Genomic DNA, 25,811 nt, shown 5'->3' on the forward strand with positions numbered 1-25,811 from the left:
TTTTAGTTATTCAGGACGTGGAAACCGTTCTTGTTCCTTAGTACAATGAATAAAAATAACAAGTGATGAAAAGAAAGGTGACAAAGACACGAGGAATTACGGATAAGGAGGGACAGGCTGTGGCCGTATACACACTACGTAGATTGATACAAATGATTCCGGCACTGCTTGGTATTGTCGTCATTACATTCATGATCTCAAGAGTGCTTCCGGGTGATCCTGCCGTGATGCTTGCGGGGGAACAGGCTACACCCGAGACGATTGAAAATATTCGAAGCAGCATGGGACTGGATCAACCGAAGTACATTCAATTTTTTCATTATGTAGTTGGATTGTTCCAAGGTGATCTGGGTCAGGCTTATCACACCGGACAGTCAGTGGCAAGCGACTTTGCTACCCGGTTTCCAGCAACCATCGAGTTGGCGCTGGCAAGCTTGGTTATTGCGATTCTGGTGGCAATCCCAATCGGCATCCTGGCAGCAACCCGTAAAGAATCGATTGTGGATCACATTTCACGTGTGTTTTCCTTGATCGGTGCATGTATGCCCATTTTCTGGATTGGCCTGTTATTCATTTATATCTTCTATGCTAAATGGGGCATCGCTCCTGCGCCCATGGGTCGAATTAGCGGTGACATCAATCCGCCGACGCACGTTACGGGACTTTATGTACTCGATAGTTTGATGACCGGTGATTTTGTAGCTTTAAAAAGCAGTTTATCCCATTTGGTTCTGCCAGCAGTCTGTCTCAGTACAGGCACTATGGCGATTGTGGCACGGATGATGCGTTCCAGCATGCTGGAAGTGATCGGTCAGGATTTTGTTCGCACAGCCAGAGCCAAAGGTCTGCGCGAAGGAATTGTTATTTATAAGCACGCACTCATTAACGCCTTTATTCCAACACTTACCGTACTTGGTTTGCAGGTCGGTTACCTGATTGGTGGAGCGGTTATTACCGAAACCATTTTTACCTGGCCAGGAGTGGGCAGCTATGTGACGGACTCCATTTTGGCGGCTGACTACGCACCGATTCAAGCATTTACCCTCGTAAGTGCGCTGATTTACAGCTTTATCAATCTTGGAGTCGACTTGGTTTACGGATTGATTGATCCACGTATCCGGTACGAATAATGAACGAAGCACAAAAGTAGGGGGAGGTACTCGGATGAGCACTGCAAGTGATTTGGTGGCAAAAGCGGCTGTACCTCAGCCCAATGCAACCGCTATACCGAAACGCAAGACCTTTTGGCGATTACTGTTTGGCAATAAACTCGCTTTAATCGGATTCATCTTTATCGTTGGCTGGACGCTCATTGCCATCCTCTCATCATGGATCGTTCCACATGATCCTTATGTAACCGACCCGGCGAACAAGCTGCTGCCGCCAAGTGCAGAACATTGGTTTGGGACCGATAATTACGGACGTGACATTCTCAGCCGTGTCATTTACGGAGCCAGAATCAGCATATGGACCGGGATGATTGCCGTGTCGATCTCATTTATCATCGGCGTACCGCTTGGAGCCATCGCAGGTTTCTATGGCGGTCGAATGGGCAGCATTATTATGCGCTGTATGGATATTCTGTTGGCTTTCCCGTCGCTGGTACTCGCCATGGCCATTGCTGCAGCGATGGGACCAGGACTGATGAGTGCACTCATCGCTGTGGGCATTGTAGGCATACCCGAATTCGCCAGACTGATTCACGGACAAACCATCTCTCTCCGGGAAAAGGAGTTTGTTGAGGCCAGCCGGGCGATTGGTGTAACGAACGGAACGATCCTGTTTCGCCACATCTTGCCTAATGCACTTGCCCCACTGCTTGTGAATGCAACGCTCGGAATGGGCTTCGCCATCCTCACCTCAGCCAGTCTCAGCTTCCTGGGGCTCGGTGTGAAACCCCCGATTGCTGAATGGGGCGCAATGATTTCAGAAGGGCGAGCGTATATCATTTCCGGTGAGTGGTGGATTGTAACCTTCCCGGGTCTTGGAATTGCGACAGCTATTTTGGGCTTCAATTTGCTTGGAGACGGTTTGCGGGATGTTCTTGATCCTAGACTGCGCTCTAGCAAATAAAAATAAATAGATCATTAAAGGGGAGAACGTAAGCCATGTTGAAAAAAAGTCTTTCTTTAATTGTCGTCTTGTCTACGTTGCTATGGACGGCAGGCTGTGCGAGCAATGCTAACAGCCCGTCCGCTTCATCTGGAGAGAAAGGCGCAGATGCCCCATCCCCACCAAAGACGATTACACTTGCTTACTCGGAGGGAGGGTCAACCATGGACCCTGCTGAAGCAAGTGATCTTACATCGGATACCCTTGTGCTTGCGCTCTATGATCAGCTTGTGACCTATGGCAAAAAGTCTACGGATAGCGGTGAAGTGGCAGATACGGAAGCAATTAAGCCCATGCTGGCTGAGAAATGGGATGTGTCCGCTGATAACATGACTTATACGCTCCATCTGCGTAAAGACGTTAAATTCCAAAGCGGCAACCCGCTGACCGCCAATTCTGTGTTGTATTCCTTTGAGCGGCTTAAAAATTCCGATTCCGGTAGCTTCCTGTATGGTATGAGCTCCATTAAAACCGCTACAGCGCCTGATGAGCACACCGTTGTCGTTACATTGTCCCAACCCAATCATATGTTTCTGCAAATCCTGTCATTGTACAACTTCTCCATTGTGGATGATGTGCTTGTCAAAGAAAATGGCGATGGCGACTATTTGAAAACACATGCGGCAGGTTCAGGTCCGTTCAAGCTTGAAAAATGGGACCCTGCGACAGAAGCTGTCTTTAATGCTAATGCCAGCTACTGGCAAGGAGCGCCAAATCTGAGCAAAGTAACGATGAAGTTTACCAAGGAAGCTTCCAACCGTGTACTTCTGCTGGATAAAGGCGATGTGGACATGGCGATTGAGATTCCTGCAAAGGACGTTTCGAAGCTGGAAACCAACGCTGATCTGAAGGTTCAATCCAATGCAAGTAACCGGATTCTGTATTTCGCCATGAATAACAAAGTCAAACCTTTTAATGATCCAAAAGTGCGTCAAGCCATTGCTTATGCTATTCCTTACGACCAATTAATCGACGATGTCATGTACGGTCAAGCAAAGCAAATGAAGAGTTCTGTAGCGAGTAACACGCCTGGCTACACGGATGCGGGCTACAGCTACAAGCACGACTTGGACAAAGCAAAACAGCTGCTTACAAAAGCGGGTTATCCTAATGGGTTTAATTTTAATCTGACACTGGGTTCCGGCTTCCAGGACTGGGCAGATGATGCTGTATTGATTCAAGCTGAACTTGCCAAGATTGGCGTAAAGATGAATGTTGTCAATGTTGCCCGTGCACAGTTCCTTGAACAGCAACGAGAAGGCAACCTGACAGCATACATTTCCAAATGGACTTCCTTCGTCAACGACCCTGGTTACCATCTCGGGTTCCTGATGTACAGCGGCGGTTCTTCGAATTATATGCATTATGCTAATGCAGAAGTGGATAAGCTTTGGGAACAAGCTGGCAAAGAGCAAGATGAAAATAAACGTAAAGAGCTGTATGGCAAAGCGCAAGAGCTTATAAATCAAGATTCGCCATGGGCGTACCTGTATGAATACAATCGGGTTGTTGGCATGAGCAAAGACGTCACTGGATATGTTTACTACCCAGATGAGGTTATCCGATTCTATTCATTGAATAAAGAGTAAGTTGTGATCTTACCTTATGCCTTCGGTTTTTACAGCCGAAGGCTATCATTTTACGCCTGAAGTATGAAGCTGATCCCGATGGATCGTAAAAAATTTAGTTGGCTAAATGAAAAACGTGAAGGGACTGAATGGAAATGACAGATTGGAAAACGTTAGTTCTTGATGAAATAGATAAACGGCAGGACGAATTGCTTGAGCTATGCTCGCGGTTGATTCAGTTTCCTTCGGAAAATCCTCCAGGTGATTCACGCGAAATTAGTCAGTTCATTATGGACTATCTTAAAGAAGCAGGTATAGAAACAACGGTGCATGAATCCGGGCCGAATATGTGGAATCTCATTTCTGATTATGGCGCTGAAACGGCGGACGGAAAAAAACTGATTTTCTGTGGGCATACAGACGTTGTGCCGGCAGGGGATCGTACTCGTTGGGATTTTGATCCGTTTTGTGGTGAGATACGTGATGGCTACCTCCTGGGTCGCGGTGCTTCGGACATGAAAGCAGGACTGGGCGGATTAATATTTACCGTTGCGCTTTTCTCCAAACTAGGCGTACCACTCGAAGGTGCGTTGTCGTTGCTTGTAGTTCCAGACGAGGAAACCGGGGGACATCTTGGAGTACCTTGGGTGCTGGAAAGAAAGCTGATTGAAGGAACAGCTGCTGTGATCGCAGAGCCTTCAGGCCCGCAAAACCCGACCATCGGGCAAAAAGGAAGCTGCTGGTTTGAATTTACCGTTGAAGGCACACCGGGTCATGGCAGTTTGCAGCCGATAGCAGGTGAAAGTGCTATTTTGAAGGCAGCAAAAGGGATTGAAGCGCTGCAACAACTGTGGGACATCAAGCCGGACATCCCGGAAGAAGTCAAAGAGATCATTGAAATTTCCAAGCGTTATGCAAGTGAACGGGAGAACCCAAGCTATGGACAAGCGTTTGATCATGTAACAGTGAACATTGGTACGATCCAGGGAGGCACCAAAGTCAATGTGGTTGCGGACCGTTGCACAGTGCAAGTGGATTCCCGTGTTCCATTTGGCGTAGACCACCGGGATGTACTGGCCAAAGCCAAAGAACTGCTTGCAAGTGTTGGCATTGACGCGGAACCCAAACAATTCGGATTTTATGGTAATGCCAACTGGACCCCTCCAACCGAGCCGATTGTACAGGAGCTTGTGGAATCTATCGCTGAGGTCAGCGGTAAAGAGGCCTATGGCGTACTGCAATGGGCAACCAGCGATGCACGTGCATTCCGCAAATACAATATCCCGGTATTGCAATACGGGCCTGCCGAACTGTCGACCATTCACAATTTTAATGAAAAAGCTCCGGTATGGCAGATCATTCAATCTGCGAAAGTATACGCCTTGACGGCGCTTAAATATCTGAAAACAACACAAAAAGAAGCATAAGGGGATCTGCCGTATGATGAAACAAGTTTTTGAAGTCTATGACCTTTTGGATAGTCCGTTTGCCAGCGGGGCAGAAGTCAAAGCTTATTTGGAACAACTGGGTCAAGCGGAGATTACGGTCTCCACCGTGAAAGGTGAAAAGGGCTCTACGGATTTTATTAAAATTGTCATTGCCGGTAAAACGGGTCGCATTCAGGGGGGCGATTCTCCAACCTTGGGTGTAGTAGGGCGACTTGGTGGACTTGGAGCACGACCGGAAATGATCGGATTTGTATCCGATGGTGACGGTGCGGCAGCGGCAATTTCGGCGGCGGCTAAACTATTGTGCATGCAGTCCAAAGGAGATGTGCTTGATGGAGACGTGATCATATGTACACATATTTGTCCAGATGCACCCACTCAGCCCCATGATCCGGTTCCATTTATGGATTCACCCGTAGATATTTTGACGATGAACAAATATGAAGTGACACCCGAAATGGAAGCGATCCTGTCCATTGATACGACCAAAGGGAATCGGGTCATTAACCATAAAGGTATTGCCATTTCCCCGACGGTACGTGAAGGCTATGTGCTACGAATTAGTGAAGACCTCGTCGATATTGTTCAGACCGTTACTGGCGAACCGTGTGTCACGTTTGCTGTAACTACGCAGGACATCACACCTTATGGTAACGACCTGTATCACATCAACAGCATTTTGCAACCAGCGGTGGCAACTTCCGCTCCAGTGGTTGGTGTAGCCATCACGGCCGCTGCTCCTGTCCCAGGCAGTGCAACGGGGGCCAGCCACGAAAGCGATATTGCGCTGGCGGCCAAATTGGCTGTAGAAACAGCCAAAGCTTATGGACGTGGGCAATGCTCTTTTCATTCGGAAAAGGAGTTTCAACATATTACTAAATTGTACGGTACTATGAAGCATCTACAAACGATGGGCAAGTCTGAATAAGCTTTATTCCCTAAGTTAAAAAGAACATGAAGGTTCAATGATGGACAAGGAGGAGGAAGAGGGCATGGCACAACTGCTTGAAGTAACCAACCTCCGGACGGAGTTCAAGACTGCGGCTGGCACCATCCGGGCTGTGGACGGCGTCGATCTATCGGTTGGCAAAGGCGAAACACTCGGAATCGTTGGCGAATCCGGGTGCGGCAAGAGCATTACCTCCCTTTCCATTATGCAGCTCCTCCCCAAGGGACTTGGGAAAGTAGCCGCTGGTGAAGTACGGTTTAACGGTGAAAACATGCTGGATTTTTCGGAGCGGAAAATGCGCTCGATTCGTGGCAACGAGATGGCCATGATTTTTCAGGAGCCGATGACTTCGCTAAATCCTGTGTTCAAAATCGGCAAGCAAATTGCGGAGTCTGCCCGATACCACCACGGTGTAAGCAAACACAAAGCGAAAGACATGGCTGTGGACATGCTGACGAAAGTGGGAATTCCACGTCCAGAAAAAGTAGCCGCTTCTTATCCGCATGAACTCTCGGGCGGGATGCGCCAACGGGTGATGATTGCGATGGCGATGGTGTGCAATCCGAAGCTGCTGATCGCCGATGAACCGACAACGGCACTAGACGTAACCATTCAAGCACAGATTCTTGACTTGATGCGTGAGCTGCAGAAGTCCGAAGGAACTTCCATTCTGATGATTACTCATGACCTTGGTGTCGTTGCTGAAATGTGCGATCGGGTCGTGATTATGTACGCCGGACAAGTGGTAGAAGAAACCGATGTAAAAACGCTTTTTAAAGAGCCCAAGCATCCGTATACACAAAGTTTGCTAGCTTCACTGCCACAATTAAACAGTGATCAGGAGCGTCTGGCTTCCATTCCGGGCCAGGTTCCCAACCCACTTGATATGCCACATGGCTGCCGCTTTGCACCACGTTGTCAGTTTGCCAAGGAAATTTGCCGTGCAGAGGCCCCGGAGCTTACAGAAGTGGAACCCGGACACAAAAGCCGCTGCTTGCTACAGCAGGAGGGATATCATGAGTACACTGCTTGAAATACGTAATTTGAAAAAACACTACCCGATCAAAAAAGGACTTTTTTCCAAACAAGTGGGAGCAGTCAAAGCGGTGGATGGTATTAACCTGACTGTACAGCAGGGTGAAACCCTGGCAATCGTGGGAGAATCCGGCTGCGGCAAATCCACAACTGGACGGGCAATTCTCAGATTGATCGAACCGACGGATGGAGAGATTCTGTTTAATGGCACGGATATACGTAAGCTAAACACAGAGCAGCTGCGCAAATTCAGAACGGATATGCAGATGGTGTTTCAAGATCCGTTTGCTTCGCTTGATCCCAGATGGACGGTACAGCAGGTGCTGGAAGAACCGCTCATCACGCATGAAAAGCTAAGCAAAACGCAGCTCAAAGAGCGGGTGGAAGAGCTGCTCGAAGTGGTCGGATTGTCTCCTTATCACGCACATCGTTATCCGCACGAGTTCTCGGGTGGTCAACGCCAGCGGATCGGGATCGCACGGGCACTGGCGCTTCATCCCAAATTTATCGTGTGTGACGAGCCAGTCTCGGCCCTCGATGTGTCGATTCAGGCGCAAGTGCTCAATCTGATGAAGGACCTGCAAAAACAATATGACCTGACGTATATGTTCATTTCCCATGATCTGTCGGTCGTCAAATTTATCAGCGACCGCGTGGGTGTGATGTACCTGGGCAAGTTGGTCGAACTCGCACCGACCCAAGAAGTGTTCAGAAAGCCGCTGCATCCGTATACAAAGGCGCTAATGTCTGCGGTACCTGTAGCTGATCCGGAAGCGGAGCGTGATCGGATTGTACTCAAAGGGGATGTGCCCAGTCCAGAAAATCCGCCAAGTGGTTGTGCGTTTCATAATCGCTGCCCGGCAGCCATGGAGATATGCAGCAAAGTACAGCCCATCTTTGCCGAAGCTGCACCAGGGCGACAGGTAGCCTGTCACTTGTATCCAGCTTCCACGCCCGAACAAGCGCTAGCTGGACAGGCATAGGCCAGCTGAAAAAGAATAGATAAACCTTCTAGCAAGAATCAAGCCTGAATCCTTCTCAAACGGATTCAGGCTTTTTTTAAGTGTAGCTGTTCTGCAAACGCACATATTTTTCCAATAAATCCATTTTAAGATTCAATATAAGGGGTGGAATTTCAACACCTGTAAATCAAGCATATAACATGCAGGGATACAACATTGCGCACAATCAATGGAAGCGTTTTAATTTGAATATAGAAATACAAAAGAAGACCTCAGGGAGGACATAAGAATGCTAAAAGTGAAAGCGCTTAGATGCGAGCATTTAAATAATCCGATTGGATTGGGTTGTCTAAAACCGCGGTTAAGTTGGCAGATCGAATCTGAAAAAATGTATGTTTCTCAAAAACGTTTCCAATTGCAAGTATCCGTTCATCCCACTTTTGAACCGCTGATTTGGAATCATTTTACCTATTCGGATCAATCCATTTTGTTTCCCTATGAAGGCCCCCCGCTGGAATCAGGACAAAGATATTATTATCGGGTAAAAGTATGGGCTCAGGGAGCGGGTGACACAGAACCGGAAGAATCGGAATGGAGTGAGTCCGGCTTTTGGGAGATGGGGCTGCTCCATGAGCAGGACTGGAAAGCACAATGGATCACAGTGAAGGAGCGGAGCATCCATGAACAGTTTCAGACAAGAGCTCCTTTTGCCGCTTCCAAATATTTTTCGGTTGAGGGAAAAGTGAAAAAAGCAGTCATTTATGCTACAAGTCTTGGGCTGTATGAACTGGAGTTCAATGGACAAAGGGTGGGCGATGCCTACTTTACCCCGGGATGGACGGATTATAACGATCGTGTCCAGGTGCAAGCATATGACGTGACTTCTACCATTCGAGAACAACATAATCGAATCACAGCCACGGTGGGAGAAGGCTGGTACAGCGGTTATCTGGGTTGGCAAAAGCGCAAGGACACCTACGGGAACACGAATGCATTGTTATTTCAAATGAAGATTAGTTATGAAGATGGCCGTTCTGAAGTCATTTGCTCTGATTCTTCCTGGGAGGAAACGAGCTGTGCCATTTTAATGTCGGATATTTATAACGGCGAAATCTATGATGCCCGACTTGAGCAGCAGGCAGCCGAACATAGCTCCTTAACCGAACGGAAAATGATGCAGGTCGTCTCGTTCCCGTTAAGTCATCTGATTGCTCAGGAGAACGAACCTGTCCGTGTGATGAACCGATTGAAGCCTGTTGAACTCATTCGAACTCCTAAAGGTGAGCTGGTGCTTAACTTGGGTCAAAATATGGTAGGTTGGCTGGAATTTAAAGTGGAAGCCCCCGAAGGTACGGTTCTGAATCTGGTTCATGGTGAAGTGCTGGATCAGCAAGGGAACTTTTACAGAGATAATATTCGGGATGCAGCGCAGCAGATTACGTACATTTGTAGCGGGAAGGGGACGGAGATATTTAGGCCGCATTTCACTTTTCAAGGCTTTCAATATGTGAAGCTTGAGGGCTTTCCTGATGGCGTTACGATTGAAGATTTTACGGGTGTTGTTCTGCATTCGGACATGGGGACGATCGGGGTGTTTGAGACATCTGATCCAAAGCTGAATCAACTTCAACACAATATTGTGTGGGGGCAAAAGGGGAACTTCCTGGATGTGCCAACCGATTGTCCGCAGCGTGATGAGCGATTAGGCTGGACCGGCGATGCACAGATTTTTGCTAGAACTGCCAGCTTCAATATGAATGCGGCTTCCTTCTTCCGAAAGTGGCTTAGGGATTTGGCTTACAACCAGCTGGAAAATGGGGCAGTGCCTTTTGTAGTGCCGGATGTCCTCAAAGGAACCTTTGCCGATAATATGGACAAAACGACGGCAGCATGGGGAGACGCGGCGGTTATATGTCCGTGGACCCTATATCAATGCTATGGGGATAAGCAAATCTTAGTGCAGCAGTATGACAGTATGAAAGCATGGGTGGATTATATTCGCGCCCAAGGGGACGAAGAATGTCTTTGGGATACCGGTTTGCAGCTGGGAGACTGGCTTGCGCTGGATAGCGAGGAAGGAAGCTATTTTGGGGCGACGGACGGAACGCTAGTGGCCACTGCTTATTTTGCGTATTCGACTCATATTTTGGCACAGACGGCCAAACTGCTGAATCGTTATACCGATTACAACACATATAAAAACTTACATGAGGGGATTAAAATGGCTTTTGCGAACCGCTACTTCGATGACGCGGGCAAATTGACCTCCAATACCCAGACTGCACAGGTTGTGGCTTTGCACTTCGGATTGGTGCCAGAAAAGTATAAAACGCAAGTGATCCAGGAGCTCGTACGGCTCATCGAAAAAAATGATATGCATCTGGATACCGGCTTTGTGGGCACCCCCTATCTATGTCTGGTTTTATCCGACCATGGCTATACGGATGTCGCTTATAACATTTTATTTCAAAATGATTATCCTTCATGGCTCTATCAGGTTGAACGGGGAGCAACGACCATGTGGGAGCATTGGGACAGCATCAAAGTGGATGGCTCGTTCTGGAGCACCGATATGAACTCGTTCAATCACTATTCGTACGGTTCAGTAGGAGACTTTATGTACCAAAATATTGCCGGAATCGATGTGCTTGAAGCGGGCTATAAAAAATCACGTTTAGCTCCTAAACCGCCTGCCAATCTTACTTCGGCCCATGGCAAGCTGGAGACGCCATATGGCACGCTTGAAGTCCAATGGGAAATCGTGAATAAAGAAATGAAGATGACGGTTCACGTACCACATAATACGACGGCTGAGATTACACTTCCGGGCGTTATGGAGCCGGATGCACTACAGCAAATCATTGTTATGCAATATCCGTCGATTCAGTATCCGCCTGGTGATGTTCCACAGGAGCTGGCTGGGAAATTAGGTTCTACAGGGAAACAGGCGATTTTCCAAAGGAGCGGAGATCATGAAATGACGTTTACGGTCGGTTCTGGACAGTATACGTTCCAGTACAGATGCAACTAGAGGCTAAATAACATAGACTAGAGGTGAGAGCTTAATGAATATAAAGAACAAAGTTTTGTTTAAAACGGCGTTGCTATCCATTTCCTTAGTCCTGACGTCAGCGAGTGCCATTTCGGCTGTCATACCAATGATGCTGAACCAATTATCAGGCGTCTCCAGTTCGCTGATTGAAAGCGTAGTCACGATTCCATCCTTCTCGATGATGCTGTTTGTGCTATTGAGTGGCCCGATTTCTTCTCGATTGGGTAAAAAAAATACAGTCCTGCTAGGGCTTTTGCTCGTAGTCATCGGCGGAATACTTCCCATGTTCACGACGAATATTACATGGATTCTTGCGCTGCGTTTGGTACTAGGTGCAGGTCTCGGGATGTTCAATTCACTGGCCGTCAGTTTAATTAGTGATTTTTTTGAAGGGGATGAACGTGCTCAATTAGTAGGCTTTCAAAGCGCCGTTCAAGGACTCGGAAGCAGTTTGGCTACCTTTGTGGCAGGGCAGCTCGCCCTAATTGACTGGCAGTTCGCTTTTTTATGCTATGGAATCACCATTCCTATTGCGCTATTATTCTTTCTGATCATTCCCGAACCAGAGCGCGGGGAGCCTACAGTAGAGAACTCGACAGAAAAGGGTCACAAGAGCGGGGGAATATCCATACCTGTACTTGGATTAGGGGCTGCACTTTTTCTGTTTATGACTTTTATCATGATTGTATATACCAAAACAGGCATTATGATTGCTGAAAAGAGCATGCCCAATGCTGGTTTTTTAGGAACTGCGTTAACGCTGTTTTCCTTGTCCACCATGATTGCGGGCTTCCTGTTTGGTAGAATCTATAAATGGTTTAGAAATTACGCTCCCTTTATCTCCAGTCTATTAACAGCAACTGGTTTTGTACTACTATGGTTTGCTGAGAATGTTACCATGGTTACCGTTGCCATGCTGATCATTGGCTTTAGTTTTGCGCTGTTTATTCCTTATGTTTTTACCATACTAACTAAAATCGTACCTAAAGGCAGTGAGACTTTATCCATTTCCATTGCGATGGTAGGGTCCAATTTGGGAGCGTTTGCTTCGCCTTATGTGATCAAGTTAGTTGGCGTGTTGTCTGGAAATGAAACGGCTTCATTTTCCTTCCTTGTTTCTGCGATTGTATTTACGATTGCGGCACTCCTTTGTCTGGGAATCGCTATTAGAGGAAAGGGAAGCAAAACTCAAGCGGCAGTCCACAGTTAATGGGATGTATCCGATATAGTAATTTTTTCAACGGGCGGAGAACCGCCCGTTTTCCATCATATAGTGAAGGAGGAGTCAGTGTTTATGAACCTTCATGAGTTGGATCAGTTGCTGAGAAACAAAACGGAAATTGAACTTTTACAACAGCAAAACAATCAGGTGATTAATGATCTCTCCAAAGAATCGGAGAATGAGCGTTTTTTTGATATAAATCAGAATATATACCGTATGCCCGCTTTATTTTTCTTTGGAGAACATGATATTTATATTAGCAAGCACAATAGATTTGCTCCGATGCTGGAGCACATGCATGAATTTATCGAATTAAACTATGTTTACTCAGGTAAGTGCAATCAAATCATAGCAGGCAAAGAAATTCAGCTTTGTGAAGGCCAAGTATGTGTCCTGGATAAGGATGTGCCTCACAGCATCGCTCCTTTGGGAGAAGACGATATACTGATTAATATCTTGCTGCAAAGAGAAACGATTTCATCCCTATTTCTGCAGCGGCTATCTAAGAAAAAAAGCCTGATTGGCGAATTTCTAGCCAACTCTGTCCTCCAGCATCAGCACCATAATCACTTTATTATTTTTGAGTCGCAGCATAATGAGAACCTTCAATATATATTGCGTAGAATCTTAATCGAATATTATTCCAGGCAAGAGGATTCGATGGAATTGGTGAAGGCTTATTTGCAAATTGTATTTGGAGAATTGGTCCGTGTATTGGAAAGCGAGCATAATATTCACTTAAACCAGCAGGAAAATAATATTACCTCTATTCTGAATTACATGGAAGAGCACTATCAGCATTTAAGCCTACAGCAATTATCTAACCATTTTAATTACAATAGCACGTATTTAAGTAATAAGTTAAAAAAAGTAACCGGTCTTACTTACACTCAGCTTATTGCCAACATTAAACTCAATGCAGCCTATTCTTTGGTAGTGAATACCAATCTGCCGTTCGAAATGATATTTAAACAGGTGGGATATAACAGCATGAGTTTTTTCTATAAAAAGTTTAAAACAGCATATGGTGCCACCCCGCAAAATATCCGAAACAAACAGTTGAGGAAATGAAGGATATACAAGGACGTCCAATTCTAATGGGCGTCTATATTTGTTATAATATCTGCAAATTCATAAGCTGGTGTTTATAAGGGAGGGTACATCCTTGGAGGCAATACTAAGACGTCACTGGCCAGAGTGGAACGGAACGCTGCAGAAACAAACCGGGGGTTGGAATAATACGACGTATTTTGTTAAGAGTGGTGGGCGAAACGGAGTGCTGCGCGTCTACGATACACACAAGGATCGGGACAAAATTGAATTTGAGCATGCAGTTTTGCAGGAGCTGAGTAAGCATTCACTATCGTTCAGGACACCCACGCCTATTCCGACGGTCACGGGAGAGACGCTTGCTCAACTGGAGACGGAAAGCGGTAAATATGTGTGTCTGTTCGAATACATAGAAGGCATATCACCCCTGGAGCAGGATTCAAGCTTTGCCTATACTTTGGGCGAGACTACGGGGGAATTATCGGCTGTGCTTGCGACAGTTAATCTTGATATGACTCCAGTCTATCGACCGTATTATGCTTTGCAGCAATCCTATCCGTTGTGTAACCGGGAAACGGTTCAGGGCTTTTGTTTACATCCGCCTGAGCCTCTAAAGGATTTGCATGAAGAACTGCGATTAATAGGGGAAGCTTATGAAGAGATTACAGATTCGCTTCATGCATTGGAAGAGTTGCCGCATCAGCTTGTACATGGAGACTTGAACGCTTCCAATTTGTTAGTAAAGGATTCTGATCATAGTCTAGTAACCGCACTGCTTGATTTCGAATTTTGTACGCTAGACGTTCGGGTCATGGAGCCGGCGGTCATCTTATCAGGATTTTTGGGACAACCAGAGGAGACGACAGCAGTTCGGGATTTTTGCCGGGGCTTCAGCCGCCAGGTTCATTTAAGCCACACCGAGATTGATGCTGTGCCTATATTGATGCTGCTTAGGAAGGTAGACGTATTTCTTCATTTTTTGAGTCGCTTTCTGGAAGGAACGGATCAGTCACACGTATTGCAAGAGCAGGTCAAACAGATCTCTGCCGACTTGCGCCAGCTTTCCACCAGCAGTAGCTGGATTCAGGAAGAGTTGGTCCAAGCTGGAACAGTGTATGAATAAACGAGCTAAATGCCGCGTTATGTTATAATCTTTGGGAAAATTGAGCCTGGGTGCATTGAAATGTACTCGAAACTGGAGGAACAGATGAATAGTTGGCTAACGAACGCATTACGGCCGTACTTCGGGCTGGAGGCGCTGGAAGAGCATTGGGATGTGGTAGAAATTAAAGAAGGATACTTTATTTGTGTGGATGGAGACGTTATTCGCAAGCGAATTTCTTCCACTGAGGATACTTATGGAGAAACCGATGTAGAGATTTTTACGCGTGACCGGGCATTTGTTTTGCCTAAAACGGCTCGTGGCAAAGAGAAAAAGCTGAATTACACAAGTGTTTCGAGCATCAAGGCAGAAGGCGTGACCTTTTCAGCAGGCATTCGAAGGGATCGTCCTCTTAGTTATGTTACTGCTGTGAATAGCAAAACGGGTGTGAAACTCCCTATTACGGGATGTGAGCATTTACATAGTAAAGAAGAGATCATCGATTGGCTTCAGCAATATCCGTCACTTGTGCCCAAGGATTACGATCGCAGGTTGCACCGGTTGAAGCATATGAAAAACCAGCGTTATAAAACGGTCCCAGGAGACATCTTCCGCGTGGAAATAGACCTTTTCACAGATGGATATGTGCTGGTCGTTGGAGATTTGCGCCAAATGCAAAAGGATCAGTTGTTTGCAGAGGAGAGCATTTGGAACAGTGTCATGACCATGCCTTTATTCGTACGTCCATATTTGTTTACGAGTCGTGACCGTTCAACAGCTTTGGAATCTATCACATCCGCCCCATTATCCGAAACGACCTGGATTGTTATGGATGATTCCTTTATGCGGGGTGCCTATGAGCGGGTAGGGCATAAGCTGTTAGTGGAAGAGGATATTGTGTTCCCCATCGGCTATGGCTGTAGTACGGATAGTAGAAAAGAAAAAACATATAGTCTGTCCTGGGGAACGGGCACGGTTTCCAAACCGGAAGGGGAGACCGTGTTCAAGTCCTCGCGAAAATTTTCAAATAACGGTGCTTATTCAGGTATCGTTGCCGACTGTTTTGGCTCCTGGGAAGAGCGGGAGTGGCACAAAACGCTGGATAATCCGTTACATCAGGATGAACGTCGAAAAGCACTGGCCGAATTCGGATTCCCGGAAGACATTTCGTATGATGAGTTCAACCGTCAAACGGGAGGACTGACGCGTTCGGAATATCTTGCATATTTGGCAAGAACCTATGGCGGGAAAAAGTGATACAAACGAATTGAATTTTTTAATAGGAGGGGCCTATGAAATATCTTAAAGATTGTCCGGAACCAGGCATGGGAACCTGGTATTTTGAAATAGATTCGGATGGAATAGCTTATCGACAAATTGTCATCCAGGATGACGGCACGTATATCGCCTCTAATCGCAAGCACGAGCAGTATCATTTCTTATTAGCTGAGAAAGCGATTGATGACACGGAGCCCTATTATACGCAAATTACAAAAAAAGAGTTTGAAGAAGTATGGTCCAATTATCTTCACACCTTGAACCAGGAATGGCATCAAATCAAAAATGCACTGCCCGTTGGAACTAAGGTAAAGGGTTATATTGAAGTATTTTTACCACACGGTACGCTTATTCATATTTTCCAGCATCATGCGGTCGGATTGTCAGACACTCGTACATATGAGGAAAAGACACCATCCGAGTGGATGTATCCGAAGCATGAGGTCACGGCAATTGTAAAAGGATACGACGAAGTGAATCAGTGGGTGATTTTAGATCAAACGCAGGTTTTCAAAAATCAGTTTGTAGGTTGAAAGTGAATTTTGGGATATGCGGGAAGGGGAATGAACATGCATACTTTAACTGTTGATGAACTGGTGGATAAGGATAACCATGCATGGGAAGAGGTCAGAAATATTCTGAAAGAAGGCCGGAATTCACATCACATTGTATCGACCGAATCGGAATCCGCTCCAGGGGACACGCTGTACCGTTTGCAGGTGAGTACGAAATCATATTTGGGAACAGTTGCCTATGAGACAGGAGGAATCGTGTTTGATTACGGTTGGATCACCTTGCTGGGTGCGGGTGGCTCTGGAATTTTCGGTAGCTTGACCTCATGGAACGGGCTTCAAGAGCCGAAAAGTGTTCCTGCGCTTGAGGGGATGCTGATTGTTGCCTATGATGCAGCAGGTGGATTTTTTGGATTGGATATAGGGAAATTCGGACGTAGCGGTCATATCTACTATTTTGCACCAGATGCATTGGAATGGGAATCCACTGAGCTGGCCTATTCCGGTTTCTTGAGCTGGTTGGCTGAGGGAGATTTGGGCTTGTTCTACCAGACATTCCGCTGGAACGGTTGGCAGAAGGATATGGAGCAACTTCAGCCGGGAGAGGTATTTGCATATTATCCGCCGCTATGGACCCAAGAAGGTGGAGGGGAGACCAGCAGCAAGTCACCTATAGACATTACAAATGCATGGCAGGTGGCATTGGATAAGGAATAGCTTTTGTGGTATAAACAACAACTCTTAGAGGCATCAAGGCATGGAGGTTGGCACATATGTGGAGTATTCAATTTGAACAACCGTTTGTAATAAGTCAGGAAGCAACTGATGAACAAATCGCGAATTTTTTGAAAACATGGAACATAAAGCTATCCGAGCAAGAGATTCACGAAATCAAGCAAAGACAAGTGAACCCTTTTCCAAAGTCGTCTCCTTTCTATGATCAATATAAACCTTTAGATCCTGTTGGCTGGCATCTGCCCCAAGGACAATTTCCTGACAGCTATATGGAGTTTTTGAAATATTCTAATGGTGGGGAGTTTCAAAATGGAGAACGTTATTTTCAGTTTTTCAATACCGAAGATTTGAGAGAAATGAACCTCGCCTACGAGTTGCCGGAATATATGCCGGGTGCTGTGTCGTTTGCGATGGATGGGTGCGGAAACCACTATATGTTTGATATGAGAGAGGAAAAAAGAAACAATGAGTATCCCGTTCTTTTTGCTCATTCTGGTAGTCTGGGATATGACGAATGTGAACAGGTTGCCCATTCATTTATAGAGCTGTGTACGGAAAAATGGGCAGTGTATTGATACCTGCATGATTCTGCCCAATATATAGCCAATAGTGAGAAGTCTACAAACAGTCCCATTGAAGGAACTCTTCATTGGGACTGTTTGTAGCGGATATGCGATACACAATCAGGACCATGGGATTCTTGCACAAAGCTATCTTACATATGTTGTGGCCTGATTGCCGGCATAATCTTCAAGCACGATCTTTAGCGAGCTGGTACGAGAAGTAGGGGTAAAAGTCAGTTCACTTAATTTTGTTCTTCCCCGGACAATGTAAGGAAACTTTTTCGATACATAAGTTACGCCAAATTGCTTGGGCACATCGTTTTCGTATACATATAAACGATGCCAGTCCTTCAAGGTTGGTAGAGCAAGCGTATACGTTGACCCAGTGACCGTCACATTCTCTTCTACATAAGGCTCTATCGTCGTGTCTGCGAGATACCCAGTGTATGCTACAGGTTCATGATTGCCGATAGCGATACGTAGTGTGTAGCTATCACCGTTTGTGGGCAGATCGGTAAACGTAGCCGTTTCAGCGCTATTGTCCGCCGTAATGGTTTTATGGAATACGGTGTCCGTATAGTCGGTGATCAAGGTCAATTTAACCGTTCCGTCCGCTTCAGAGGGATTTTTCCACGTTACTGTAGCCTCACCGTTTTCTTGAGTCTCCACCTTAATATGACTGACGGCAGCATTCAGATCGTAGCTTAATCGAGCCGGTTCGCTTTCCGTTCCATCAGCCCCAACTGCAGTAAGCATTAATTCACCGGATTTATGGTTTAGGGATTTAATATAATAGGATGAGTCATAAATTCCGCCGATATAGGAGCCGTTCTCATACAGATTGTATTGTTTAACTTTGGAGTAATCCTCAAGGTCCCAGGCTACGAGCATTTCGTTCGTATCGGTCAGTGCCTTGGTGATTTTGAATCCCGTCGGCGCGGCTGGTTTCAGGACAGAATGGTCTGTTATCTTGATTTGGCCGATATTCATCTGATAGTTTTTGATTGTTTTATTCGCGTTATCAAAAGATAAACCGAAAGCTACAATTGTTTCTCCTTTATAGGCACTCAAATCCAGATTGTGGCTTACCCAGCCCGTGGTTTGTTTACCAGAGTTAGGGATGCTGACTTTTACGACTTGGCCGGGGTTATCTTTGAAAATAAGTCCGATACTCAGCACCGAGCTGTCATCGGAGGAAGGCTTATTGTACGTGATGGACAAGTTTGAATTCTTATTTACCGACAGATCCGTTTTATACAGGCGTAAAAAGTTATCTGAATTCAGCTCTCCGTTAACGACGAGGGAGCTGCCACCCTGATAAGCGCCCACAGGCTGATAGGTAAACCGAGTGCCTTTGGTATAATTCGGACCATAGTCATAGTCAACCGAGAGCGGTTTACCTTTGGTATCGAGCCACCATTGCCAAGTTACCGGGATATCCTGAATATTGATGTTGGACCATTCCTTGGGATTGGAGATGACTCCATTCACGACATACTGCAAGCCATGTCCGGTATTGAAGCTGGTATTAAAATGGGAGCCACGGATGACAGAACGTTCGGCGATATATGCCGCGATACCGTCCCAGTTTGCGCCCGAAGCTTTTACATCGGACAAATCTACACTTGGGTTTCTTTGTGCACGGACGGGATTCTGATTCGGACCTGACCACCAGACACGGTCGCGGATAAAGGTCATCCATTGATAGGCATTGTCAGCTCTGCGATTGGTGTCCTGTCCGCCAAACTCTTCATCCAGCGCATTATGTGTGAAATCTGCTCCCAACGTCGCGATACTGTTCATTGGCTGCCCGTTCTCACCGATATTCAGACGTAGATCGTATTTTTGCTTCCATCTGCCAAAGTCACCGTTCCCGCCCTCAATCCCAGCAAAAACGGTTTTAAGAGGGTCCAGACCCAATTGCTTGGCATGGTCGCCGGAGCTTTTCAGCTTCGCTTTGTCCCACCAATAATTGAGAAAAATAGAATCGGACACCTGTCCGTATTGCTTGTCTTTGACAAACGGGCTGTTCACGGCATTAAACTCATTTTGATAAGCAATTTTACCGGTTTCGTTTATGGTGGAGTCGTACCATTGCACATACATGCCCTGATCTCGCAAGTATTTCATAAACTGCTTGTAACGGGGGATATCCTCTGTAGCTACGCCTTTAGAAGCTTCCTCCTGGTTGATGAAGTAGCCGTCATAGCCATAATATTTCGCCATTTCGATCAATTTTTTAGCTACCGGAAATCCACCCTGAGCATCCCGCACGAGCATTTGCTTATACGTTTGCGGTCCACGGTCATTATCCGAGAAAAAAATACAGGCGATGGAGAGAACGCCGTTTTTGTGCGCCGCATTTGTATAACCCGGATTTGGAATGTTCAGAATGCCGAACTCGAACCATTTTTCCGTCCAATCCTTTTGGGGATCGTATAGCTCTTCGGGTACATGGGCGGTAGGCATACCGTGCCAGTAGCCGTAATAGTCGGTATACTGCCAATAGTTAAACAAGTATTGACTGAATTTATTGGTATAGGAATAGCTATCAAAAAAAGCGTTTCCATAATCGCCGCTAAGTGTAAACATTTGCGTGTCAGGGCTTAAAGCAGGTTGGGCCTGTGTAGCGGCGAAGGAGCTGTTACGTTGTTGCAGAGGGACGCGAGCGCGAAGCATATCTCCATAGACATCTTTGGTAGGAGTCCAGTCCAAAATATGTGAGCTGGCGTATCCGTGCTGATAAGGCTGATTCGGCCCTTTGGCGCTTTCTCCTTCATATGGGAGGGTATCGCCTGCATAAACGGATGGAGAGAGGGTTTGACTTAACAGGACAGAAGTCAAAACCAGCGCAGTCCATTTTAAAGCGAACTTGTGAACCTTGTTACGTTTCATAGCTCATCCCCCTAACGAGTATTTATCCCCCTAAAGATAATCAATAAAACGGTTTTTACATAGAGGCTAAATTAAAGATATGGCGTTTAAATTAAAGAAAATCCTCATTTTCATGAATGCGCTTACTTATATCCAGCGAAGGACATGGTATACTTTATTTACGCATGAACGATCCTGGAGGGCTTATACGATGAAAAGGGGCAATAGATACCCAGCTTATTTTAAAAACAACATGTTCCTGAGGATACTATTGTTGTTCTCCTGTATTGCCATTTTGTCAATTATTACGATTGCATATGTCACGTATATATCCATTTCGCAATCCATGGTTCGACGGGAACTGGATACCCAGAAAGCAGCGATGGAGAGTGTTGACCGCTATATCCATCTCCGGCATGAATCCGTTCAGAACATGGTGCGGGATATGTACCGGAATGAGGCGCTCTCGATGAACGTTTCTTTTTTTATGGACCACGCGTATTCCGAATATGTACAGCACCGCATGGACGAAACGTACATGGAGAGTCATGATTATTCAACAGATGTGCTCACTTATTTTAAAAATTGGCTGGATGAAAATAGCGATATTAGCAATTTGATATTGTACAGTGCCGACCAGCAATATTTGTCCACCTTCAATGAGAGCAAGCAATTCAAGCAATTCCCGGTGCATGCGGCGCGTTCCTTTGTACCGGATGTGATGGCTGCCGAAAGCAAAAGCGTCTCTGCTCCGAATTACTGGATTCGGAAGGCGATCGATCAGTGGAGCCCCTCGTTATATTCGTTACAAGTCCCCATTAACAATAAGCAAACACTCAAAAATACCGGTCAGCTTCTGGTGTTTCTAAATTCCAAAAGTATCTCCAATGCACTTTCCAGCTACGGGAACAACCTAAAGGGCGAAATTATCGTTCTGTCCACCCATGGAACGGTTCTGTTCGATTCTAGGAGTAACTATTACGGGAAAACGTATCCTTACGTCGAAGTGACCCGATCATTATATGACGATGTGGATTCCGATGCTGGGATCATTCAGGCGAAGCAAAATATGTACATCAACAAGCTGATTTCTCCGGACGAAGGATATGTCGTGATTGGGGCAGTCCCCAATGAGGAAATGGCTCAATCGTACCGGGGTATCCGTAATACGATTTTGACAATCAGTGTCGTTTGTATTCTGTTTGCTGTGCTGTTCCCTGCCTTTTTCGTCATTAACTTTGCTAAACGAACGAATCGGATTATTAAATTCACTCGTCAGGTGAAAAATGGCGATCTTACAGCTCGTATCCAAGACCCCCAAGAGGATGAGCTGGGACAAATCTCTCGAAGCTTCAACGATATGCTGGACGATCTTAATCTATATATTGAACGGGTGTATAAAGCAGAGATCAAGCAAAAGCAAACGGAGCTTGTTGCCTTGCAGGCACGTATTCATCCACATTTTTTGTATAACACGCTTGAAGTGATACGTATGAGGGCGATTTCCCAGGGAGCCAAGGATGTAGGAGAAATGATCTATAGCTTATCGGTATTGTTCAAAAGCCTGGTTCAGCAGAAAAAAATATACACGCTTAAAGATGAATTGGAGGCTTGCAGATTATATCTTGAGTTGTTCAGAATACGCTACAAGGAAAGGTTCAATTACACGATTACGGTCGACCCCGAGTTGTATACTCGTTCTGTCATGAAGCTGATGCTTCAACCCATTATTGAGAATTATATTGTTCACGGTATACAAAGCGATCGGAATGATAATGTGCTGACCATTGAAGTGCGTGAAACGGGGGAGGTTCTGCTGGTTGAGATCCGTGACAATGGGAAGGGCATTGAAGGGGAGCGTTTGAAACAGGTTCTGGAGGAACTGGAACGCCAGGAGGAAGACGGACAAATGTTTGGACTACGCAGTGTGCACACCCGACTTCGGTTTTTACACGGAGCCGATTCCGGGATTGAACTGGAGAGCCGCAGCGGCGAGGGAACGACGATTCGGGTACGATGCCCTAACAGGGAAGGGATGGATGCCATATATGTATAAAGTATTTATTGTAGACGATGAGCCTTTTATCATTGAGGGATTATACGATATTGTGGATTGGACCTCTTTTGGGCTAGAAATTGTCGGACATGCGGAAAATGGATCTTTGGCGCTGGAAGCGCTGGCCTCCAGACCCGTGGACGTACTGATTACGGACATTTCTATGCCGACGATGGATGGTCTCAGGCTGATTCATGAGGCGAGAAAGCTGCATGCTGACTTGAAGGCGATTGTGTTGAGTGGATTTAATGAATTTGATTACTTGAAGGAAGGCATGAAGCTGGGCATCGAAAATTACCTTTTAAAGCCGATTAATGTGGAGGAACTGGAATCCACTTTATGCAATACAACGGAGAAGTTGGACAGGTCCCGGTTGGATCAACAATATGAGACGTTTGGGGTGCAGGTTCTCAAGGAAAATACGTTGTACCGTTGGCTGACAGGACAGATTGCGCCTACAGAATTCCAGGAACGTGCTGAATTGATAGGTTTTTCGTTAAATATCCCCTTCATGGAGGTAGCTGTGTTACGGACGGAAGGGGATTCGGCAGGAATGCATCAACAGTTAAGGCAGTACATTCAACACCAGCCCGATTTAACATTGTTTCGCGATGTTGATGCGGTTAGTGTAATCATTGCCGCACTACCGAATTATGATGAGGGCAGACAGGACTTGTTAACGCTCTTGGAGGATTTTTCTGTTCAGTGGTCGACGGACGGGGAAGAAACGGTGTATATCGGGATAGGCAGCGCCGGTTCGCTTGCTGCAGCTCCACGCAGCTATAATGAAGCTAAAAAATCTTTGGAATATTTTATGATATATAATGACCGCCGGATCATTGACTATACAATGCTGGAGGAGAGCGAGGGCAACGCTGGCGAGACTTGTTCCATCGACTGGAAGGATTATGTGAAGCTGATTATAGCAAGAGACCTAGATGCGCTTACCGCACGAATTCAGAGTGATTTTGAGCAGCTTCAGCATCTCGAAAGTGTTACCCCGGATGAACTGCGGAATATGGCGCTGGAGTTGGTGATCCGGTTCAAGATGGAGCTGGAGAACATCAAGCATTCCAATGAGTCGGAACGGTTTCAGCAGGGGCTTCACCAGATAAAATGCTGTACGACATTGGCAGAGCTGGTGAGTGCGCTTCAGCATGTGGCGACAGAGACGGTGAATTCACTGCTACAAGATATGAAAAACCCTATCGTAAGTCAGGTGCTGTCCTATATCCATGTTCATTATGCCAAGGAGCTATCATTAAAAATATTAGGTTACCAGTACCACCTTCATCCCGTTTATCTCGGTCAGTTGTTTCATAAGGAAACGGGCGAAACCTTTGCTGAATATATCAATCAGTACCGGATTAAAAAAGCCAAGGAACAGCTTAAAAACACCAATCTCAAGGTACACGAAATTGCGCGGAACGTGGGGTATTGGGAGACGGGATATTTTTATAAGCAGTTCAGAAAATATGTGGGCATTTCCCCGACAGACTATAAAGGATTGGGATAAATACCAGGTGTACATGGATTTCTTTAATTTGTACCTTGGTTTATTAAGTTTATCTTCTTTATGAAAGTGCTTACATTAGTTAAGGTTAACGTAGTTGCTTCATAAATGAGGATTTTGCAAAAATCCCATAAGCGACTTCCAATGAACAAGATAGGGTCAAATTCCAATTCATAAGGGAGGATCATACATGGGTAAAAGCAAAAGAAGCTACTCGCTTGTTCTCGTGATGTGTATGGTGCTGACGCTCATTCTCAGTGCTTGTGGAGGAAGCAGCGGTGGCGGGGAAACGACGAATGGAGGAGCGGAAAAACCGGTAGAACTGATCTGGTACACCATTGGTACGCCTCAAAAAGATGTAGATCGGGTGATGGAAGAGGTTAGCAAGTATACCCAAAAGAAAATAAACGCCGCGATTAGAATGAAAATGGTCGATTGGGGCGACTACCCGCAAAAAATGCAGGTGAACGTGGCTTCGGGAGAGCCCATGGATATTGTATTCACGGCTTCCGGTGGCTTTGATTATGTGCAAAATGCCAGAAAGGGCGCTTTCATGGAACTGGACGACTTGCTTGACAAGTACGGCCAGGATCTTAAAAAGACGATTGACCCTGCGTTTCTGGAAGGCTCTAAGGTGGATGGACATCATTATGGCATTCCTGCCAATAAGGAGCTTCCGCAGCAAGAGGTATGGCGGTTCAATAACAAATTGCTGACGCAATACAAGCTGGACCTTTCAAATGTCCGCTCATTGGATAGCCTGGAGCCTCTGCTCAAAACGATTAAAGAAAACGAGCCTGGCGTAACTGCATTCGGCATGGACAAAAACTATGTTCCTTATGTTCCATATGACTATATCATTCAAAACCTGCCGATGGCTGTCAAACTGGATACCACGGATTATAAGATCGTAAACATCTTGGAAACGCCTGAAATGAAGCAGGCGCTGAAGACGATGCATAAGTATTACAAGGCCGGATACGTATCACCGGAAGCTGCAACCACAGGCTCGACCAATGATTTAACTACGTCCGGAAACTGGTTTCTGGATCGTGCGCAAACTCAACCGCTGGCCGATAACCTGTGGTCTGCAAGCTACGGCTATCCAGTGATATCGACACCTGCCAGCGATCCAATTGTGACCAATACGTCTGTACAGGGCTCCATTATGGCGATCTCGGCAAACTCGGCAAACCCTGAAAAGGCGATGCAGTTCCTGAACCTGCTGAATACAGATCCGGTATTACGCAATATGGTTGACTCCGGTATTGAAGGAGTGCATTACAAAAAAACAGATGGCCAGTATATCGAAAATCTGGCTAATTCCAAAAACTATGATATGCCTTCGTATTCACTCGGCAACAATATGCTGTTGTATCTGAATCCGAATGATCCGGCTGATAAATGGGAGCAATTCAAGAAGTTCAATTCGGAAGGAAAAAACTCTCCAATCCTAAGCTTCAACTTTGACAGCAGTAAAGTATCTGCGGAGATGGCAGCCGTTCAGAACGTCAAAGAGCAATTTTGGGCTTCGCTGATGACAGGTACGCTGGACCCGGAAACGAATCTCCCGAAAGTGATTGAGAAATTCAAGCAGGCTGGTCTGGATAAGGTGATGGTGGAAGCGCAATCCCAGCTTGATGCCTGGAAGGAAAAAAACAGCAAATAATATTTTAGGTCGTGAAATATAGGAGAGATCGGGCGGGTGTAAGTTACGCCCGGTCTTTTTCCAATAGCTAATTTAGCTGCTTTTCTCATAACAGATTGGGAGGGGATACCT

Annotated in this window: 19 protein-coding genes; 18 read left to right on the forward strand and 1 reads right to left on the reverse strand. The window is 45.9% G+C overall.

Annotated elements, in window-relative coordinates:
• Positions 1 to 119 precede the first annotated feature (119 nt).
• From NSQ58_RS10100 to NSQ58_RS10170, 15 genes are all read left to right on the forward strand, one after another.
• The gene (locus NSQ58_RS10100) at positions 120 to 1,130 is read left to right on the forward strand and encodes an ABC transporter permease (RefSeq protein WP_023989680.1); all 1,011 of its coding nucleotides are present in this window, start codon (positions 120 to 122) and stop codon (positions 1,128 to 1,130) included.
• Positions 1,131 to 1,164: 34 nt separating this feature from the next.
• Positions 1,165 to 2,073, forward strand: coding sequence for an ABC transporter permease (locus NSQ58_RS10105; RefSeq protein ID WP_023989679.1), 909 nt, complete (start codon positions 1,165 to 1,167; stop codon positions 2,071 to 2,073).
• Positions 2,074 to 2,108: 35 nt separating this feature from the next.
• Positions 2,109 to 3,701, forward strand: coding sequence for an ABC transporter substrate-binding protein (locus NSQ58_RS10110; RefSeq protein ID WP_316244036.1), 1,593 nt, complete (start codon positions 2,109 to 2,111; stop codon positions 3,699 to 3,701).
• Between the two features lie 134 nt (positions 3,702 to 3,835).
• Entirely contained in the window at positions 3,836 to 5,107 is a 1,272-nt protein-coding gene (locus NSQ58_RS10115; protein WP_023989677.1) for a M20 family metallopeptidase, read from the forward strand.
• 13 nt (positions 5,108 to 5,120) lie between these two features.
• On the forward strand, positions 5,121 to 6,056 hold the full coding sequence (locus NSQ58_RS10120; RefSeq protein ID WP_053325872.1) for a DUF1177 domain-containing protein: 936 nt from the start codon (positions 5,121 to 5,123) through the stop codon (positions 6,054 to 6,056).
• Between the two features lie 64 nt (positions 6,057 to 6,120).
• A complete protein-coding gene (locus tag NSQ58_RS10125) occupies positions 6,121 to 7,110 on the forward strand; it encodes an ABC transporter ATP-binding protein (RefSeq protein WP_023989675.1) in 990 nt (329 codons plus the stop codon).
• Positions 7,094 to 8,095 carry an ABC transporter ATP-binding protein gene (locus NSQ58_RS10130; RefSeq protein ID WP_028542292.1) on the forward strand — a complete coding sequence of 334 codons (1,002 nt, stop codon included), beginning with the start codon at positions 7,094 to 7,096 and terminating at the stop codon, positions 8,093 to 8,095. Before NSQ58_RS10125 ends, NSQ58_RS10130 begins: the two co-directional genes overlap by 17 nt.
• Before the next feature lie 268 nt (positions 8,096 to 8,363).
• The gene (locus NSQ58_RS10135; RefSeq protein ID WP_076264743.1) at positions 8,364 to 11,105 is read left to right on the forward strand and encodes an alpha-L-rhamnosidase; all 2,742 of its coding nucleotides are present in this window, start codon (positions 8,364 to 8,366) and stop codon (positions 11,103 to 11,105) included.
• A 34-nt stretch (positions 11,106 to 11,139) separates the two neighbouring features.
• On the forward strand, positions 11,140 to 12,336 hold the full coding sequence (locus NSQ58_RS10140) for an MFS transporter (protein ID WP_341057294.1): 1,197 nt from the start codon (positions 11,140 to 11,142) through the stop codon (positions 12,334 to 12,336).
• Positions 12,337 to 12,420: 84 nt separating this feature from the next.
• The gene (locus NSQ58_RS10145) at positions 12,421 to 13,419 is read left to right on the forward strand and encodes an AraC family transcriptional regulator (RefSeq protein WP_034095071.1); all 999 of its coding nucleotides are present in this window, start codon (positions 12,421 to 12,423) and stop codon (positions 13,417 to 13,419) included.
• A 94-nt stretch (positions 13,420 to 13,513) separates the two neighbouring features.
• Positions 13,514 to 14,521, forward strand: a complete 1,008-nt coding sequence (locus NSQ58_RS10150) for a phosphotransferase enzyme family protein (protein WP_053325868.1) — start codon at positions 13,514 to 13,516, stop codon at positions 14,519 to 14,521.
• An 84-nt stretch (positions 14,522 to 14,605) separates the two neighbouring features.
• Positions 14,606 to 15,757, forward strand: a complete 1,152-nt coding sequence (locus NSQ58_RS10155; protein ID WP_053325867.1) for an immunity 26/phosphotriesterase HocA family protein — start codon at positions 14,606 to 14,608, stop codon at positions 15,755 to 15,757.
• Between the two features lie 35 nt (positions 15,758 to 15,792).
• Positions 15,793 to 16,311 (forward strand): hypothetical protein, encoded by a 519-nt coding sequence (locus tag NSQ58_RS10160; protein WP_069081143.1) that lies wholly within the window; start codon positions 15,793 to 15,795, stop codon positions 16,309 to 16,311.
• A 36-nt stretch (positions 16,312 to 16,347) separates the two neighbouring features.
• Positions 16,348 to 17,007, forward strand: coding sequence for a DUF2625 domain-containing protein (locus NSQ58_RS10165; RefSeq protein ID WP_034095070.1), 660 nt, complete (start codon positions 16,348 to 16,350; stop codon positions 17,005 to 17,007).
• Positions 17,008 to 17,063: 56 nt separating this feature from the next.
• Positions 17,064 to 17,600 (forward strand): SMI1/KNR4 family protein, encoded by a 537-nt coding sequence (locus NSQ58_RS10170; protein WP_341057297.1) that lies wholly within the window; start codon positions 17,064 to 17,066, stop codon positions 17,598 to 17,600.
• Between the two features lie 135 nt (positions 17,601 to 17,735).
• Here the strand turns inward: NSQ58_RS10170 and NSQ58_RS10175 are convergent, their stop codons facing one another.
• Positions 17,736 to 20,483 carry an endo-beta-N-acetylglucosaminidase gene (locus NSQ58_RS10175; RefSeq protein WP_341057298.1) on the reverse strand — a complete coding sequence of 916 codons (2,748 nt, stop codon included), beginning with the start codon at positions 20,481 to 20,483 and terminating at the stop codon, positions 17,736 to 17,738.
• Between the two features lie 190 nt (positions 20,484 to 20,673).
• Here NSQ58_RS10175 and NSQ58_RS10180 point away from each other — a divergent pair, with 190 nt between their 5' ends.
• The 3 genes from NSQ58_RS10180 (at position 20,674) to NSQ58_RS10190 (ending at position 25,700) form a co-directional block, all read left to right on the forward strand.
• Positions 20,674 to 22,518 carry a sensor histidine kinase gene (locus tag NSQ58_RS10180; protein WP_341057300.1) on the forward strand — a complete coding sequence of 615 codons (1,845 nt, stop codon included), beginning with the start codon at positions 20,674 to 20,676 and terminating at the stop codon, positions 22,516 to 22,518.
• Positions 22,511 to 24,034, forward strand: a complete 1,524-nt coding sequence (locus tag NSQ58_RS10185) for a response regulator transcription factor (protein ID WP_316244027.1) — start codon at positions 22,511 to 22,513, stop codon at positions 24,032 to 24,034. The genes NSQ58_RS10180 and NSQ58_RS10185 overlap by 8 nt, the downstream gene beginning before the upstream one ends.
• A gap of 187 nt (positions 24,035 to 24,221) precedes the next feature.
• A complete protein-coding gene (locus tag NSQ58_RS10190; protein WP_341057301.1) occupies positions 24,222 to 25,700 on the forward strand; it encodes an ABC transporter substrate-binding protein in 1,479 nt (492 codons plus the stop codon).
• The last annotated feature ends 111 nt before the right edge of the window (positions 25,701 to 25,811 follow it).

It is taken from the genome of Paenibacillus sp. FSL M7-0134 (assembly GCF_038007865.1).
Classification (GTDB): Bacteria; Bacillota; Bacilli; order Paenibacillales; family Paenibacillaceae; genus Paenibacillus; species Paenibacillus polymyxa_B.

Bases quoted from the DNA above. Each gene is read 5' to 3' on its own strand.
- NSQ58_RS10105 (WP_023989679.1), top strand. From the start codon at position 1,165: ATGAGCACTGCAAGTGATTTGGTGGCAAAAGCGGCTGTACCTCAGCCC.
- NSQ58_RS10135 (WP_076264743.1), top strand. From the start codon at position 8,364: ATGCTAAAAGTGAAAGCGCTTAGATGCGAGCATTTAAATAATCCGATT.
- NSQ58_RS10170 (WP_341057297.1), top strand. From the start codon at position 17,064: ATGTGGAGTATTCAATTTGAACAACCGTTTGTAATAAGTCAGGAAGCA.
- NSQ58_RS10140 (WP_341057294.1), top strand. From the start codon at position 11,140: ATGAATATAAAGAACAAAGTTTTGTTTAAAACGGCGTTGCTATCCATT.
- NSQ58_RS10110 (WP_316244036.1), top strand. From the start codon at position 2,109: ATGTTGAAAAAAAGTCTTTCTTTAATTGTCGTCTTGTCTACGTTGCTA.
- NSQ58_RS10120 (WP_053325872.1), top strand. From the start codon at position 5,121: ATGATGAAACAAGTTTTTGAAGTCTATGACCTTTTGGATAGTCCGTTT.
- NSQ58_RS10130 (WP_028542292.1), top strand. From the start codon at position 7,094: ATGAGTACACTGCTTGAAATACGTAATTTGAAAAAACACTACCCGATC.
- NSQ58_RS10125 (WP_023989675.1), top strand. From the start codon at position 6,121: ATGGCACAACTGCTTGAAGTAACCAACCTCCGGACGGAGTTCAAGACT.
- NSQ58_RS10180 (WP_341057300.1), top strand. From the start codon at position 20,674: ATGAAAAGGGGCAATAGATACCCAGCTTATTTTAAAAACAACATGTTC.
- NSQ58_RS10160 (WP_069081143.1), top strand. From the start codon at position 15,793: ATGAAATATCTTAAAGATTGTCCGGAACCAGGCATGGGAACCTGGTAT.
- NSQ58_RS10165 (WP_034095070.1), top strand. From the start codon at position 16,348: ATGCATACTTTAACTGTTGATGAACTGGTGGATAAGGATAACCATGCA.
- NSQ58_RS10190 (WP_341057301.1), top strand. From the start codon at position 24,222: ATGGGTAAAAGCAAAAGAAGCTACTCGCTTGTTCTCGTGATGTGTATG.
- NSQ58_RS10145 (WP_034095071.1), top strand. From the start codon at position 12,421: ATGAACCTTCATGAGTTGGATCAGTTGCTGAGAAACAAAACGGAAATT.
- NSQ58_RS10155 (WP_053325867.1), top strand. From the start codon at position 14,606: ATGAATAGTTGGCTAACGAACGCATTACGGCCGTACTTCGGGCTGGAG.
- NSQ58_RS10175 (WP_341057298.1), bottom strand. From the start codon at position 20,483: ATGAAACGTAACAAGGTTCACAAGTTCGCTTTAAAATGGACTGCGCTG.
- NSQ58_RS10115 (WP_023989677.1), top strand. From the start codon at position 3,836: ATGACAGATTGGAAAACGTTAGTTCTTGATGAAATAGATAAACGGCAG.
- NSQ58_RS10185 (WP_316244027.1), top strand. From the start codon at position 22,511: ATGTATAAAGTATTTATTGTAGACGATGAGCCTTTTATCATTGAGGGA.